This is a genomic window from Nocardia sp. NPDC002869 (assembly GCF_046764065.1).
GTDB classification, from domain to species: Bacteria; Actinomycetota; Actinomycetes; order Mycobacteriales; family Mycobacteriaceae; genus Nocardia; species Nocardia rhamnosiphila.
Genome location: NZ_JBKOOL010000042.1, coordinates 1 through 15743 on the forward strand (window position 1 = coordinate 1; position 15743 = coordinate 15743).

The 15743-nt window shown below is 66.2% G+C and carries 16 protein-coding genes; 7 read left to right on the forward strand and 9 right to left on the reverse strand.

The window, feature by feature from the left end; all coding sequences use genetic code 11:
* The 4 genes from ACLML9_RS10790 to ACLML9_RS10805 all read right to left on the reverse strand — a co-directional run.
* A partial coding sequence (locus ACLML9_RS10790) for a beta strand repeat-containing protein (RefSeq protein WP_411945379.1) occupies positions 1-2565 on the reverse strand: 2565 nt, incomplete at its 3' end.
* Between the two features lie 1144 nt (positions 2566-3709).
* Positions 3710-4588, reverse strand: coding sequence for a helix-turn-helix domain-containing protein (locus ACLML9_RS10795; RefSeq protein ID WP_411945380.1), 879 nt, complete (start codon positions 4586-4588; stop codon positions 3710-3712).
* Positions 4546-5109 carry a DUF6879 family protein gene (locus tag ACLML9_RS10800; protein ID WP_411945381.1) on the reverse strand — a complete coding sequence of 188 codons (564 nt, stop codon included), beginning with the start codon at positions 5107-5109 and terminating at the stop codon, positions 4546-4548. Before ACLML9_RS10800 ends, ACLML9_RS10795 begins: the two co-directional genes overlap by 43 nt.
* Positions 5015-5320, reverse strand: coding sequence for a hypothetical protein (locus ACLML9_RS10805; RefSeq protein ID WP_411945382.1), 306 nt, complete (start codon positions 5318-5320; stop codon positions 5015-5017). Before ACLML9_RS10805 ends, ACLML9_RS10800 begins: the two co-directional genes overlap by 95 nt.
* Before the next feature lie 576 nt (positions 5321-5896).
* Between ACLML9_RS10805 and ACLML9_RS10810 the strand changes: the two genes are divergently transcribed.
* From ACLML9_RS10810 to ACLML9_RS10825, 4 genes are all read left to right on the forward strand, one after another.
* On the forward strand, positions 5897-6781 hold the full coding sequence (locus tag ACLML9_RS10810; protein WP_411945383.1) for an SAM-dependent methyltransferase: 885 nt from the start codon (positions 5897-5899) through the stop codon (positions 6779-6781).
* 162 nt (positions 6782-6943) lie between these two features.
* A complete protein-coding gene (locus ACLML9_RS10815) occupies positions 6944-8548 on the forward strand; it encodes an FAD-dependent monooxygenase (protein WP_411945384.1) in 1605 nt (534 codons plus the stop codon).
* Between the two features lie 108 nt (positions 8549-8656).
* Positions 8657-9949: a cytochrome P450 gene (locus ACLML9_RS10820; RefSeq protein ID WP_411945385.1), complete on the forward strand. Its 1293-nt coding sequence runs from the start codon at positions 8657-8659 to the stop codon at positions 9947-9949.
* A complete protein-coding gene (locus ACLML9_RS10825; protein WP_411945386.1) occupies positions 9928-10224 on the forward strand; it encodes a hypothetical protein in 297 nt (98 codons plus the stop codon). The genes ACLML9_RS10820 and ACLML9_RS10825 overlap by 22 nt, the downstream gene beginning before the upstream one ends.
* A gap of 175 nt (positions 10225-10399) precedes the next feature.
* On the opposite strand, the gene folE is transcribed toward ACLML9_RS10825, so the two are convergent.
* The 3 genes from folE to ACLML9_RS10840 are packed head-to-tail and all read right to left on the reverse strand — an operon-like array spanning position 10400 to position 11965.
* A complete protein-coding gene (gene folE / locus ACLML9_RS10830) occupies positions 10400-10993 on the reverse strand; it encodes a GTP cyclohydrolase I FolE (protein WP_411945387.1) in 594 nt (197 codons plus the stop codon).
* A gap of 2 nt (positions 10994-10995) precedes the next feature.
* Positions 10996-11415, reverse strand: a complete 420-nt coding sequence (locus tag ACLML9_RS10835; RefSeq protein ID WP_411945388.1) for a hypothetical protein — start codon at positions 11413-11415, stop codon at positions 10996-10998.
* Between the two features lie 37 nt (positions 11416-11452).
* Positions 11453-11965 carry a DUF2231 domain-containing protein gene (locus tag ACLML9_RS10840; protein WP_411945389.1) on the reverse strand — a complete coding sequence of 171 codons (513 nt, stop codon included), beginning with the start codon at positions 11963-11965 and terminating at the stop codon, positions 11453-11455.
* A gap of 134 nt (positions 11966-12099) precedes the next feature.
* Here ACLML9_RS10840 and ACLML9_RS10845 point away from each other — a divergent pair, with 134 nt between their 5' ends.
* Complete coding sequence (locus tag ACLML9_RS10845; RefSeq protein WP_411945390.1) at positions 12100-12798, forward strand: helix-turn-helix transcriptional regulator; 699 nt, start codon at positions 12100-12102, stop codon at positions 12796-12798.
* Positions 12799-13216: 418 nt separating this feature from the next.
* Here ACLML9_RS10845 and ACLML9_RS10850 read toward each other — a convergent pair whose 3' ends face one another.
* The gene (locus ACLML9_RS10850) at positions 13217-13537 is read right to left on the reverse strand and encodes a hypothetical protein (RefSeq protein WP_411945391.1); all 321 of its coding nucleotides are present in this window, start codon (positions 13535-13537) and stop codon (positions 13217-13219) included.
* 493 nt (positions 13538-14030) lie between these two features.
* On the opposite strand from ACLML9_RS10850, the gene ACLML9_RS10855 reads away from it, so the two are divergent.
* Complete coding sequence (locus ACLML9_RS10855; RefSeq protein ID WP_411945392.1) at positions 14031-14492, forward strand: hypothetical protein; 462 nt, start codon at positions 14031-14033, stop codon at positions 14490-14492.
* Positions 14493-14804: 312 nt separating this feature from the next.
* Positions 14805-15320, forward strand: a complete 516-nt coding sequence (locus ACLML9_RS10860; RefSeq protein WP_411945393.1) for a DinB family protein — start codon at positions 14805-14807, stop codon at positions 15318-15320.
* Here ACLML9_RS10860 and ACLML9_RS10865 read toward each other — a convergent pair.
* Positions 15313-15741, reverse strand: a complete 429-nt coding sequence (locus tag ACLML9_RS10865; protein ID WP_411945394.1) for an organic hydroperoxide resistance protein — start codon at positions 15739-15741, stop codon at positions 15313-15315. The two genes, ACLML9_RS10860 and ACLML9_RS10865, sit on opposite strands and share 8 nt — an antisense overlap.
* Positions 15742-15743 lie beyond the last annotated feature (2 nt).

The window sequence follows — 15743 nt, forward strand, 5'->3', positions numbered from 1 at the left end:
GGTGAGCACGACAGTGGTGCCGCCGGTCACGGGACCGGCGTTCGGTACCGCCGTGGTGAGGGTGGGTACCGCGACGTAGGTGTAGGAAACGCCGTTACTGGTGCCACCCACGGTGGTGACGGTGACCAACATCGATCCGGCCGACCCAGCGGGGGCGACCGCCGTGATCTGGGTGGCGGAGTCCACGACGAACGAGGTCGCGGGGGTAGCGCCGAAGTTCACCGCGGTGGCTCCGGCCAGACCTGTTCCGGTGAGGACAACCGTGGTCCCACCGGTCACTGAACCCGTGTTGGGTGCCGCCGTGGTGAGGGTGGGTACCGCGACGTAGGTGTAGGAGACGCCGTTACTTGTTCCACCGGTTGTAGTGGCGGTGACCGACACTGTTCCGGCCGCACCTGCGGGAGCGACGGCCGTGATCTGGGTGGCGGAGTCCACGACGAACGACGTCGCCGGTGTGCCACCGAAACTCACCGCGGTGGTTCCGGTCAGGGCTGTTCCGGTGAGCACGACAGTGGTGCCGCCGGTCACCGAACCCGTGTTGGGTACCGCCGTGGTGAGGGTGGGCACTGCGACGTAGGTGTAGGAGACGCCGTTGCTGGTGCCACCGGCTGTGGTAGCGGTGACCGACACTGTTCCGGCCGCACCTGCGGGAGCGACCGCGGTGATCTGGGTGGCGGAGTCCACGACGAACGAGGTCGCGGGGGTGGCACCGAAGTTCACTGCGGTGGTTCCGGTCAGACCTGTTCCGGTGAGCACGACAGTGGTCCCACCGGCCACCGGACCGGCGTTCGGCGCGATGGCGGTCAGTGTCGGCACTACGACGTAGGTGTACGCGACGCCGTTGCTGGTGCCACCCACGGTGGTGACGGTGACCGATACTGTTCCAGCCGCTCCGGCGGGCGCGATGGCGGTGATCTGGGTCGCCGAGTCGACCGTGAACGACGTTGCCGGGGTAGCCCCGAAGTTCACTGCGGTGGCTCCGGTCAGTCCTGTTCCGGTGAGGACAACCGTGGTGCCGCCGGTCACTGAACCCGTGTTGGGTGCGGCCGTGGTGAGGGTGGGTACCGCGACGTAGGTGTACGCGAGGCCGTTACTTGTTCCACCGGTTGTAGTGGCGGTGACCGATACTGTTCCGGCCGCACCTGCGGGCGCGATGGCGGTGATCTGCGTCGCCGAGTCGACCGTGAACGAGGTCGCCGGTGTGCCACCGAAATTCACCGCGGTGGCTCCGGTCAGGGCTGTGCCGGTCAGTATGACCGTGGTCCCACCGGTCACCGAACCCGCGTTCGGTACCGCCGTGGTGAGGGTGGGTACCGCGACGTAGGTGTAGGAAACGCCGTTACTTGTTCCACCGGCTGTGGTGACGGTGACCAACACTGTCCCGACCGAATGGGCAGGTGTCACCGCCGTGATCTGTGTCGAGGAGTTGACCGTGAACGAAGTCGCGGGGGTACCGCCGAAACTCACCGCGGTCGCACCGGTCAGGGCTGTGCCCGTGAGCACGACCGTGGTGCCGCCGGTCACCGAACCCGCGTTCGGTACCGCCGTGGTGAGGGTGGGTACCGCGACGTAGGTGTAAGAGACCCCGTTGCTGGTGCCGCCGACTGTAGTGGCGGTAACCGACACTGTCCCGACCGAATGGGCAGGTGCCACCGCCGTGATCTGCGTCGAGGAGTTGACCGTGAAGGAAGTCGCGGGGGTACCGCCGAAACTCACCGCGGTCGCACCGGTCAGGGCTGTGCCCGTGAGCACGACCGTCGTTCCGCCGGCCACCGGACCGGCGTTCGGTGTGATGGCGGTCAGCGTGGGTACCGCGACGTAGGTGTAAGAGACCCCGTTGCTCGTTCCACCGGCTGTGGTGGCGGTGACAGACACCGTTCCGGCCGCTCCTGCGGGAGCGACGGCGGTGATCTGCGTCGCCGAGTTCACGGTGAAAGAGGTCGCCGGGGTAGCACCGAAATTCACTGCGGTTGCCCCCGTCAGATTCGTGCCGGTGAGCACGACCGTCGTTCCGCCGGCTACCGGGCCGGCGTTCGGTGTGATGGCGGTGAGTGTGGGTACCGCGACGTAGGTGAAGGAGAGACCATTGCTCGTTCCGCCGGCTGTGGTGACCCTGACCAACACCGTCCCGACCGAATGGGCAGGCGCCACCGCCGTGATCTGCGTCGCCGAGTTCACGGTGAAGGAAGTCGCCGGGGTACCGCCGAAACTCACCGCCGTCGCTCCCGTCAGATTCGTTCCCGTCAGCACGACCGTCGTCCCACCGGCCGCCGACCCTGAAGCCGGACTGATGCCGGTCAAGGCAGGAACCCCGACATAGGTGTAGGGCATCGGATTGCTCGTGCCGTCCAGCAACGCCTGTACGGTGACGTTCACCGTGCCGGTTCCGGGTGGCACGATGGCCGTGATCTGGGTATTGGAGTCGATGGTGAATGTCGTTGCCGTCGTGCCGAACCGGACAGTCAACGGGCCGACACCACTGAATCCGGAGCCGGTGATGATGACGGAGTTGAAACCCGCTGCAGGGCCGGAAGACGGTGTCAGCGAGATGATAACAGGGGCCATTTGCTTACCTTCGATCGGTGATCAGTGAAACAAGCTCTCCCGCAGCAGCACAGATCCAGCGGTTACTGGGGCATATATCCAGTAGTCCTCCGGTGGAGGCACTTCGGCAATGGATCTCCGGTCCGATTTCGTCCGGTTTGTATCCGTTTTCGGGCTGCTCTGCCCGCTGACGAGCACCGTCGCCATCACCGGATAGAGGGCGGTGGCAGCACCGATACCGCGATGCGGCACTTGCCGGATCGGGCTGGTGACCACGAAGTGCAGTTATGGATGTCGTATCGAAGATCATCGAGTTCAGCCGGACGGCCACACTCGGCGCACCCGAGCCACGCCCATCACGGAAGGTGGAAGTGGGCCTGATCCGAATTTCGACAACGTTTATTCATCAATGAATATAAAATGGCGCAGCACCTGTGCGATGTGATCAAATCGGCGAAAATGACGTCATTCGCTTTGGTTATCAGTAGGGCTTGGGGCTTGGGAGAGCGGTCGTCAGGATTCAACGACGGAACTGGACCACACTGCCTTTCCGACAGCGGCAGCGGTTCGGTAGAGACGGTCACCGAGACCGGTCATCTGGTCGGGATCTGCCGCAAGCGCCGGTCGCTGGGTATCGGTACCGAGAGGGAAACCGTCGGTGCAGGTGAAGATCCGAGACACTCTTCGAAGAGCGGCCGCACCCGCCGCACCTGTTTGCGCACCTCGTCCGCGCCGTGTACGGCGACATAGGTGGGTGTGTGTGCGAGCGGCAGCCCGTATGAATGTAGAGCCGCCGGGTCTCGGTGCCCCCGTCGTGGATAACGACGTACCTTCTCACCCCGGTAACCTCCTTCCGAGTGCTCGTTGCCGATATGTTGGCCGTCAGCAGGTCGTTCATGTGACGGTCGTCCGGATAGGCCGGCAAACGTGGTGAGGATCCGACACCTGGTCATGGTCGGCATCGTGGCGGCGAGTCGCCAAGGATCCCATGACCAGCGACGGTGTCCTATCGATATTCGTCCGCATGCAGCCGTCCCGGAAGAACGTGTGCAGGTGAGTCGGCGGGTGAGGGTATGGATGCCGACGATGTAGACCATGGCTTCGTGGTGATCGGGTCGAGTTTCGTAGTCTTGGATGGTAAAGGCGGCACCATCGTAATCGTCGCTCAGCTGGGCCTGCGGTGGTCTAGCGCTGTCCAGATCAAACCCCGGGCAGCGGTTCCGGTGACCGCCTTTTCGGCCAGAGCATCAAACACTCTGTGGTATAGACCGATCTCTCGCGGTTGGGTAATCGTTAGTTCTGCTGTCATAGCCTCGACCATCACCATCCGATCATCGAACATAACGAAGTTGGTTGTCTGCATAGGCAATTCTGCCGTGGCGGGAACGATGCCGAATACGACCCGGGATAGACCCATGACCGCTAGAAGCCGGTCTAGTTGGCCGATCATCACCGAGTCATTCCCAACCGTGGTGTACAGCGCTTGTTCTCCGATGATAATCCGAAACCTGCGTTCACCCTTGTACAGCAGTTGTTGCCGCTCCATGCGTTTCGCTACCCCCTTGTCCAGGTCATCGGATATCCGGTGAAAGTCGATAGACCGACGCAGCATTGCTTGGGCATACTCGGCCGTCTGGAGGATCCCGGGGATAAGCGATGGCTGAAAGATTCGCAGGAGTCTGGATTGCTCGGTGAGCTTGACGGAGACGTTTTGCCGCCGCGTTGTGCCTGCCTGCAAGACCCTCCGCCACTCGACGTACGCAGCTTCGATGTTCCGGGCCGTAGCGATTAGGTCGGCCACTTGGTTCTGAGATGCGGTCAGCGTGCACCAGAGCCGGATGTCGGCTTCCGTGGGCTTGGTCTTGCCGTATTCGATCTTCGGCACCCGGGTTTGATGCCAGCCTGCCTGCCGGGCGAGCTCGCTACCGCTCAATCCCGCTTGTAGGCGAAGCTCCCGAAGTCGCCCCCCGAGAGCTTCGCGCTGCTGTTGAACCGAACTGGTCACCGACTGACGTACTCGGCGTAAGGCGTAGCTATCTCCCACAGCCGATCCCGTATGTTGCGGCAGTGAGCGGCGATATCGCGGTCGTTGGTGACTGCGGCACCGGCCGGTTTGCCATCCTGATCCACCAGGTTGAACCCAACCGTGTGACTGTCGAACAACCAGAAGTCATCCGGCGAAACTGTGCCGGCCAAATGTCGGGGCAGGTACCGGATGTCCTCGCCGGCGTCGATATTGCTGCCGGTCACGGACAGCAACCAGCGCTGATAGTCACTGTGTGGAACAGTCACCACACGGACCCGGCTGACAGTCACACCCCGGCCTGTCGTCTCTCGTACGAGGTCGGTCCACGGCCGGGATCGGAACTCGTCATCTGCGGGAGGCTCACCAGCGAGGAACCGCTGAAGCGGTTCGGATTCGCTGGGTACTGCGTAGGTATCCCGGACTTCCAGGTGAAACGCTGACCGTTCAGCTTGGCGAAACAGGACGGGCCACGGGTTGTTCTGTATCAGCTCCACCGTAGTAAGTCCTCCGCTTCTTCGGCACCTCGATCGCCGTCTCATGGTCGGCGATGGTCATCTGAGCCAGTGTGTCGGGATCGGTAACCGGGATCCCGCTGAGCCAGAAAGTGCCCCGGCCCGTATCGGTCATGGTCGCTCCGATATAGGTATCCGGCTCAGCGAATCCGGGAAGCAGATGGGCTATCTCCACCACCTCCTGCTGACCGGTTTTCCACCCCTGGACCAAGTATCTGCCCTTCTCGGTGGCGTACAACGTGGGGCAGTCTCCGTCTGCCGACCCGCCGCGACCCAAAAACCGTATCCGCATGACGTCCCCTCTCCTCCCGGTTATGCGGAACTATGCCGAACCGCAGTTCGATAGTTCCAGACCTCAGTGCTATGTGCCAGTAGATATTTGAGTTTCGGCATAGTTCGGCATAGTCGTAGACCGAGGTGTTCGCCGACCCCTACGGTCAGACCCATCCGCTGCGTGGGTGTTGAGTTCCTGGCGTCGGCGAGTAAGCCAACGACACATAAGGGGCGGTCATGGTGTTCTCGGTGAAGGTAAGTTGCTGCGAATCGCAGTGGTCCTTATGCGCACCAGCGTTCGGAGGGGCCCGGTTCGTCTCGGACGAGGAGCGCATCCACGGTCTGCTCGAGCTGCGTCCACGACTGCGAGTTGGAGCCACTCGAGATCGAACGGGATGCCTGCGGTATGGAACCGGAACCTGTCTCGGGTCACGCTGTGTGTAATTACTGCTCCGCAGGAGCAGCGGGCGTGGAGACGTCACCACGAATCCAGTCCAACGCCGGATGCCTTGCGATGAACTTCTGCACAAGAAAGGTTTCGATGCCGACGCAATCGCCCCCGACCTCAGTCGCGACGGGTGCCCGTGTCCCGGTCGGTGTAGACACCACCCGACCCAGCATCGCCCGCGTGTACGACTACAGCCTCGGCGGTAAGGACAACTACGCGGTCGACCGGGCGGCGTTCGATCTGGTCCTCGCGGTCGCGCCCCGCCAGCGTGAGGTGTCGCGGATGAATCGGCATTGGCTGCGTCGGGTGGTGCGGTACCTGGCCGGCCCGGCCGAGATCGTTCAGTTCTTGGATATCGGTGCGGGGCTGCCGACAGCGGTCAACACCCATCAGGTTGCGCAGCAGGAGAACCGGAACGCGCGGGTTGTCTACGTCGACAACGACCCCCTGTGTGTCGCGCACGGGCGGGCGCTGCTCGAGCAGAACGAGAACACCCACTACGTCTGCGGTGACCTTCTCGAGCACGGAACCTTGCTGGAGAACCCGGCTGTGGCCGACTATCTGGAACCGGACCGGCCGATCGGCTTGATCGTGTGTGGGTTGCTACACCACATCGCCGACGGCCTAGATCCGGCCGGAGTGATGCGCGAGTACACCCGGCGGCTTCCCGCCGGCTCGTATGTGGCGGCCACCAATTTCTGGGACCCCGCCGACGAGAATCCCGAATTGCACGTACTCGCCCGGAGACTGGAGCATGCCTTCACCGGGCTGGGTCTGGGCTCGGGCTGGTACCGAACCCGGGAACAGCAGCTCGAATACTTCGCCGGGCTGGAACTCCTCGCACCCGGTCTGGTCGAACTCGAGGGCTGGTGGCCGCCGGGACCGCCGACTCGCCGGCAGTTACCCGAGGAACGATTGATCCTCGGCGGACTCGGCTACAAGCCGCTACCGAATCCGCCTCGAATCCTTCCTCGCTGAATTGATTCGCCGCGCTGCGGTGATTCTCGACCTGTTTCTGCGCGTGTGCTTTTCGCGTTACGCGTGTGCTCTGTGTAGCCGTCTCCCCTGAATCACGCGGTGTCGCTGGGGGACACACGCGATACCCGTCTTCGTCTCGATCTGTTCGGAGTGTGATCAGCCATGTCCTTTTCGCGTTCTGCGCGGGATTCCATCCTCATCGTCGGTGCCGGCCCCACCGGGCTCATGCTCGGGATCGAGCTGTTGCGCCGGGGTGTGGAGTGCCGCGTGATCGACAGACTCACCGGCCCCGTGCTGACGTCACGGTCGTTCACGGTGCACAGCCGCACCCTCGAGCTGCTGGAGCTGGCCGGGGTGGTCGACGAATTCCAGAACAGGGGGCTGCGGGGTGAGTGGATGGACTACAGGTTCCAGGGGTTCGACGAGAAGGTGCGGCTGGACTTCACCGCGCTCGACAGCCGATACCCGTACTTCCGGACGATCAGCCAGCGGGATACCGAGGAGATTCTGCGCCGGCACTTCACCGCGCTCGGCGGGACCGTCGACTGGCATACCGAGCTGGTTGCGGTGACCGTCGACCCGGGTGGTGCGGTCACCGCCACCCTGCGGGACACGAACAGTGGGGACACCGAAACCGTCCGCCCCGAGTGGCTGATCGGATGCGACGGCGCGCACAGCACCGTGGCCGGGTATCTGGGGGCGGAAGTGAGCCGATCGGAGTACGCGGCTACGGCGATGCGGATGATGGACGTGGGTTTGCGGTTGCGCGGTCGCCCGATCGAGGTCGGTGGTGTCGAGTACCGCATCACGCGGGATCACATGTTGTTGACGACCGCGCTGCCCGGCGGTGTGTGGCGCGTGTTGATCAGCGAGTCCGGCGATGCCCGCACTGTCGATGCCTCCGCCGAAGCGTTCCAGCAAGTGCTGGACGAGCATTTCCACGGCGCGGTCGTGCTGGAGACTCCGCAGTGGACGACGGTGTTCCGGACGCGGCGGCGCCTCACCTCGCGGTATCGCAACGGCCGGATCTTCGTGTGTGGCGATGCCGGGCACGAACGGTCCCCGGCGGGCGGGCAGGGCAAGAACACCTCGATGCAGGACGCGTTCAACCTCGGGTGGAAGCTGGCTGCGGTGGCCACCGGCCACGCCCCGGAAGCACTGTTGGACAGCTACGAGGCGGAGCGGCGCCCGATCGCCGAACAGGTGATCGAGGGCACCCACGAGCTGCATTCGGTACTGATGAATCACGGTATCCCGGTCGCCGAGCGGCTGGCGATCGCCCGTGCGCCCGGGTTCACCGAACGGGCGGTGGGCCGGATCTCCGGCATAGCGTTCGGATACCGGCACGCCGTGGAAGTGGGTTCGCCGGCGCAGGGGGTGGTGGACGGGCCGGCGGCCGGTGACCGCGCGCCCGACACCGAGATCACCCCGCGGCTGCGACTGTACGAACGGCTGCGCCACGGCGGACACACCCTGCTGGTGACCCACCGCGCCCCATGCCGCGTCGCACACACCTCGGCCCTGCTCGCCCGGGTCCACCAGCAGTTCGGCGACCGGGTCGAACCGCTTGTCGTCACCCCGCCCGGATACCACGGGCCCGCCCCGGCCGGTGCCGTCACCGCCGACAGTCGTCGCATCCACGACCTCTACGGGGCGACCGAGGGCGACGCGGTGTGCCTGGTCCGGCCCGACGGTTACGTCGGTGGCCGCTACCACCTCACCGAACAGCACGCGCTGTTCGCGGCACTGCGCGAAGCACTGACCTGACCGGCGGGGTCGCCGGCTTCCTGATCGCCCGTGGGCGGACCCGCATGGGTCCCCGACGTTCTGGGCGCACTTCTTCGCTTGTCTCCTCCTTCTGCACGGAAATGGACCATGTCTACGCCACCATCGATCTCTTATCCCGGTGCCCTGCCCCGCGGCCGGTGCCCGGTCGCCCACACCGAACCGGAGGCCGCCGACGGGCCGCGGGTGCCCCTGTACACCCCGGAGTTCGCTGCCGACCCGCACCGTGCCTACCGCGAGATGCGTGCCGCATACGGTGATCTGGCGCCGATCGAACTCGCGCCCGGAGTATCGGCCACGCTGGTGCTCGGCTACGAGACGGCGGTACGAATCCTGCACGATGTCGAGCATTTCCCGACCGACCCGCGGATCTGGCAGCAGACGGTACCCGCGGACTCGCCGGTATTGCCGATGATGCGCTGGTATCCCGCGGCCCGCTACAGCAGCGGGGCCGAGCATCAGCGTTATCGGCAGGCGTCGAAGGCCGCTATCGACGCCGTCGACGGCCACGCCATGCACTCGATCGTCGAACAACTCGCGGTCCCACTGATCAACGGCTTCTGCGGCATCGGGTCGGCCGATCTGGTCGCCGACTACGCCCGCCCGCTGGTGGTCGCCGTCCTCAACCGGATCATGGGTTGCCCGGCCGATATAGGGGCGCGGGTAACCGCGGGGATGGCGGCGCGTTTCGACACCGTCGGCGCCGCCGACGGGACCGTGCGGTTGCGGAGCGCGCTGGCGGAACTGACCGAACTGAAACGTGCTCGTCCGGGCGATGACGCCACCTCCCGCCTGCTGGCCCACCCGCATGCGCTCGACGCCGTCGAAGTCCTCGCTCAGCTGATGAGCTTCTACGGGGCCGGTGGCGAAGCGCAACCCAATCTGATCACCAACGCGTTGCTGCTGATGATGACCGACGAGCGCTTCGGCGGGGGACTGATCGGTGGGAGTCTGGCGACGCGGGACGCGCTGGACGAGGTGTTGTTCCACGACCCGCCGATGGCGAACTTCTGCACCACCTACCCCCGCACCCCCGTCCTCATCGGCGACACCTGGTTGCCCGCCCACCAACCCGTGCTGATCGGCCTCGCCGCCGCCAACACCGGCCCGGCGATCGCCGACCGTGACCACACCGGCAATCGTTCCCACCTGGCCTGGAGCACGGGCCCGCACGCGTGCCCGGCCCGCACCATCGCCTACTTGATCGTGCAGGACGCGATCGATCAGCTGCTGGACGCGATCCCGGATATGACCCTGGCCATCCCGGCCGGGGAACTGGTGTGGCGGCCGGGGCCGTTCCACCGGGCCCTGGCCGCGCTACCGGTCACCTTCCGACCCGGCCCTCCGATCAACCTGCCGTCGTGCGCCGCCACCTCGGGATGATCGTGAGTTCGCTGGCCGTGCACCGGCTCATCGCCCTCTACGAGAGGCGCCCGCCCCGCGGCGAGCGGCCGGCCGAGGTGACCGGGTGCCTCTCGGCGACCGAGCCGACGCCCATCTCGGCGCCCGGCGGCGACTGCGCCCGCGATGCGGGGTTCGATTCCCTGGACGAGGCATTACGGGAACGCGCGGCACACCGGGACCACGCACCGCTCTGCCACCGGTATCTGGGGGCGATCGCCTACCTCGGTGGTCTGCACGACGACAGTTACGAATAGCCCGCATACGCATCGTCGAGCGCGGATCCGGGGCAGCGACTCGAGCGATGTCCGTGCAGGTCTGACCCGCTGCGACGGCCTCCCCCCGCCGGGGACGGGTCGAGGCCCGGTGCCGGTACCGACATCCGGTCCGACGGCACCGGTGGTCGGCGACCCGGCGGCCGCATATGGCGCGTTACGGACCGATTCCGGTGAGGGAGAAGAACTCCTGACGGGATCGGGCGTCTTCGCGCAGGGTGCCGAGCAACGTGGAGGTGACGGTGGTGGTGCCGACGGCTTGCACGCCGCGCAGGGTCATGCAGGTGTGCTCGGCCTCGATGACCACGCCGACGCCCTTGGGCTGCAGATGCCGGTCGAGCCAGTCGGCGACCTGTTTGGTCAGCCGTTCCTGAACCTGCGGCCGGCGGGAGAAGTGTTCGACGATCCGCGCCAGCTTCGACAGTCCGAGAATGCGGTCGCCGGGCAGGTAGCCGACGTGCGCGACGCCCACGAACGGCAGCAGGTGATGTTCACACACCGACCGCAGCGGGATCCGGCGGGCCAGCACCAGTTCGTCGTAGCCCTCCTCGTTCGGGAAGGTGGTCAGATCGAACGCGCGCGGGGTGAACAACTCGGCATAGGCCCGGGCCATCCGCCTCGGCGTGGCCTGGAGGTGTTCGCTGTCCAGGCGCACGCCGAGGGCGGTGAGAAAAGTGCGGGCGGCGTCCTCGGCGGCGGTCAGATCGACAGCGCCGGTGTCGTGGACGACACGGAGGGCAGGCTGGGACATGATCAGCTTCCTCCGACACCGAGCGCGGTGAGCAGCACCAGGACGAGGGTGGCGACCGCGAACACACCGTGACCGCCGACGATCGCCACGGGGAAGTGCCGTTCGGGCGGTGTCTTGCCCACCAGTCCGGTCGTACGCGCGCGGTAGACCGGCAGCCAGCGCGCCAGCATCACGAATCCGAGCAGCGCGACGGGAACCAGCAGCCCGAAGGCGACCCAGGCCAGCGCGTCGTTGTCGACGGCGAGATAGACGATCCACACCACCAGCCCGGCCACGGCGAGCAGGAAGTGCCCGAACACCACCGGAACGGGAAGATGGCTGGAATTCGGATCACGTGCACCGCCTTTGGCGATCCACGTGCCCAACAGGACGAAGCCGCCGACCGCGGTGAGCAGCCAGAGGATCAGAGCTGCGATGCCCATGATGACTCCTGAGAACGAGAAGGGACAAGGGGAGAGGTCAGCGCTGGAAACCGCTGGCCTGGGTGCGCTCGTCGGCGACCCGCACGCCGTAGTGGTAGGCGAGTTTGCCGCCCAGATATCCCGACACCGCCAGCACCGCGACGGCGGCGATCGACAGGGCCATCGGGCCCCCCGCGACGGCGACGTCGGTATCGGTGCCGGCGGCGCGCCACCAGAAATCGAGTGCGAACGCCACGGTGACCGCCAGATTCAGGCTCATATGCACCAGTCCGGTCCGGAAGGCGGGGGTGCCGGTGGGGATGGCGAACAGGTCCAGGAAACCGACCGTCGCCGCGGCGAGCGCGCCCAGCACCCCGATCGCGATCAGCCACTGTGCGCCTCGCGCCAGGAATCCGGGGTCGTCGACCAGGTGCGAGCCGATATCGAACACGACGCCGGCCAGCCATGACCCGATAGGCACGGTGACCAGGATCGGATGGAACGGGTGTCCGTACGGCCCGGCCAGCACGGCGCTGACCGGGCGTTTGGCCTGCTGCCGGTCATCGGTCATGACAACCTCCGCGCCATCCGGGAAGTAATTACACCAATAGATTTTGGTTCAATTGGGGAGAGGGGTCAAGTCCCGCCTCTCTGCTCGCCCGTCCGGCAGGTTCCACACAATCTGATCGGCGTTATTGTGGACCTGTGACCAGTGAAGCCGATATCGGCGCCGTTGCCGCACTGGACGACGCCCTACGACGGAACATGTACTGGTTCATCCGGCGCGCCGGACGCCCCGTGACCCGCGACGAAGCCGCCGAACATGTCGGGATATCCCGCAAACTCGCCGCGTTCCACCTCGACAAACTCGTCGACACCGGGCTACTACGGGCCCACTACGAACACGTCGGCGGGATCCGGCGCGTCGGACGGGCGCCGAAAGTGTACGAACCCGCCGATATCGAAGTACGTGTCAGCATTCCCGAACGCCGCCACGAGATCCTCGCCGAAATTTTGATGCAGGCCGTCCTCACCGAGGCTACCGGCGAGTCCGCGCGCGATGCCACCCTGCGCCTCGCCGGGGACCGGGGCACCGCCACCGGCCGCGAAATCCGGGAACGGTTACGGCCGGGCCGGCTCGGCGCCGAACGCGCCATCACCCTCCTGGCCGCCACGCTCGGCGAACAGGGTTTCGAACCTGCCCGAACCGCCCCAGCCTGCCTCCGGCTGCGCAATTGCCCCTTCCACCCGCTGGCGGCCCGAGCGCCGGACCTGGTGTGCTCGCTCAACCACGCCTACCTCACCGGGCTGCTCCACGGTCTGGAAGCGGACGCCGTCCACGCCGACCTCGCCCCCGCCGCAGGCGAATGCTGCGTCGAAATCCACGCCGACCCCGACTCCTGATCGGCCGCGGTTACTTCCTACGCGAATATGTCCGCACAGTGGCACCGGTTGATAGCGGGTGGTCCGGCCATCGCTGTTCGGACGCGAATCGAGACCCGGATCCGTAACCACCGGCCCGGGCCCGCCGGCCGGTGACATGCCGGGTAGGCCGCATCACATCCTCGGCGGAATAGAACCGGCACCGGTCCCGTTGGAACACCTGTCGGCGTCCGGACAGCCCCGGGCCTCACCCCTTTGTCGCTACGAGCGACCACTCGCCGAGAGGCGCTTGTGGGACGTCGACACCCCCGACCGAGCGCCGCCGGACTTCGTGCCCGGCGGCGTTTCGTGCGTAACCGGCCCGGCCCGGTCCCGGCGTCGGGGGAGTGCTGCTGCCGCACCCGGCCGAGTCGGTGCCGTGCAGTCGGCCGCGTCTGTATCAGTAGGCGCTCGGTGCGCAGGGGTTCGGCAGCGCCGACAGGGTGGCGAGGTCGCAGACACCGCCGGTCAGCATCTGGAAAGGCGCGAGGGTCAGGAGCACGATGATCCCGATGATGTCGCCGCGCTGGACGGTTTCGACCGCCGACTGCGCGGCCGCCGACCCCGAATCCAGCATTGCCGAGCCGGTCCCGGCTTCGGCGGCGGCCACCGGTGCGGGAATCGGGGCAACCGGGGGAGCGGCCGTCGCGCCGGCCGCGGTGCCGATCAGGCCGGCCGCCGCAATCGAGGTGGCGGTCAGGCGGAGGGACGTGCGCATCATCGTTTTTCCTTCTGGGGTCGGCGAACGGGTGTGGGGCGGGTCCGTGTCACGGGTACGGAAGAAGGTCGTCCGGTGGCTTCGGCGTCTCGCGTCTGTCGAGTCGGTCCATCGTCCCCAGCTCCTCATCGAGTCGAAACGGCTCCGCCTGGTATCCGCCGACCAGGCGAGAATATTCAGTAACTTACCAGGCTATGCGGTTCGGGTCGCAAGGTTTGACTGTTACGCGGCAATCCATCGATCAGGAGCGTATTGCGCGGAAATTGTTTCACGGAGAGCTGAGTGGTCCGGAAAGTATGTGTGTCGCGCAAGCGCGGAACGGGTGCGCCAGAACTTGTATGTGAGAGAACTGTCATGAACATTGGTGGGGACCCGCGCCGCCGAACCTCGCCCGGGTGCGAATGTCCGTGATGCGGCGGGACCCGGCCTCGAACGGACCCGACTCGCCCGCGCGGGGCGGGACTGGATTCCGTCGGTATGTCGATAGCCTGTCGGCATGGCAGTGACCGAGACCGGTGACGAGGACGTTCCCGCGGAACGTCATCGCCGACCGGCGGGGGTCGGCGACACGACGGTCGAGGCGGTGGGGAAGTTGTCCGAAGCCTTCGAGATCGCCGAGCGCGCCCGGGGGCATCTGTACGCGTTCCACCAACTGACCGGCCGCGCCGACTTCGCCGTGGGCTGGGCGGTGACATTGTTACGGGAGGCGGGTCACGACCAGCTCGCCGATCGCATCACGGCCGACCTGATCGGCCGCAATGTCCTGGAGGGCAGGTGGACCTTCCAGGTCGTCGAGGAGTACGACGACGGGTACTACAGCGTGTTCCGAGACATCGAACGCGAAGTCCGGGACGAATTGCTCCAGGGCAGGCGTCACGTCTACGAAGCGGAGATGAAGGAAGCACGTCGTACCCACGGCCGACCCGGCCACGAGGCGCGGCCGCAGGCGGATTCCTGAACTGGCTCCGGCTGCGGTATCCAGTGCGAGCACAGGCGATCCCCGGTGCCGACGAGCGAAGGAGTCCGGCGGTCGGCCGGTGATCCGGTCGGTGAAGTCCGTAGCCGACCACCGCGGCCGGTGGTAGATTCGGCATCGGCTCGTTGCGCCCCTTCTGATGTGGGCCGAATATTCCTACGGCCGAATCCAGGATTCACGATCGCGAGATTCGCGGTCACCCGGCGCCCGTTTCTTCCGGCGAGCCGATTCCGAACCACCACAAACACTTCGGTCTGTTCGGCGTGCGCCGGACCGGCCGTGGAAGGATCCCCGATGACTGCTCCGACCCGCTCCACCGGCACCGAACGCGAACTGCTCGAGACCATGCTCGACCAGGCGCGCGCCGCTCTCGTCGACACGGTGCGCGGACTGTCCGAAACCGACGCCAGGCGCCGGCTCGTACCGTCGCTGACCACCCCGATCACCCTGATCAAACATGCCGCGTACGCCGAACGAATGTGGTTCCAGCGCACGCTCGGGCGGCTCGCCGACGCCGACTGCGACGGTCCGCTGTGGGCGCACGGCGGGTTCCACGTGGGCGATGCGGAGACCGTGGCCGAGGTGATCGCGGAGTTCGAACGCGCGAGTGCTCGGGCCAGGTCCGTCGCAGCGGATATTCCCCTGGACGAGACCCGCGAGCACCCGCGCGTGGGAGTTGTCAGCCTTCGCTGGATCTACCTGGCCATGACCGCCGAGTTCGCCCGGCATGCCGGCCACGGTGACATCCTGCGCGAGCAGATCCGGGCCGGGGCAGCTGTTTCCACGGATTCACCGGCACAGCTCAGCTGACGGTGACATCGACGGTGACCGGGATATTGCCGCGGGTGGCGTTGGAGTAGGGGCACACCGCGTGCGCGGCCGCGACCAGCGTGTCGGCGGCCGCCTGTTCGATGCCGCCCATTTCCACGTGGAGTGCGGCGGAGAGGCTGAAACCGCCCTGCTCGGTACGGTGCACGCCGATCTCGGCGACGACCGCCGAATCGGTGAAACCGATCTTCTGTCCGGCGGCGACGGCCTTCAATGCGGAGTGGAAGCAGGAGGCCCAGCCGGCGGCGAAGAGCTGCTCGGGGTTCGTCGCGCCACCCGGCCCGCCCATTTCCCGCGGGATGGCGAGGGTGAGGTCGATCAGCCCGTCGTTGCTGGCCGCCCGTCCTCCGGCGCGGCCGTCTCCGGTCGAGGTGGCGATGGCGGTGTAGACGGATTCGGACATGA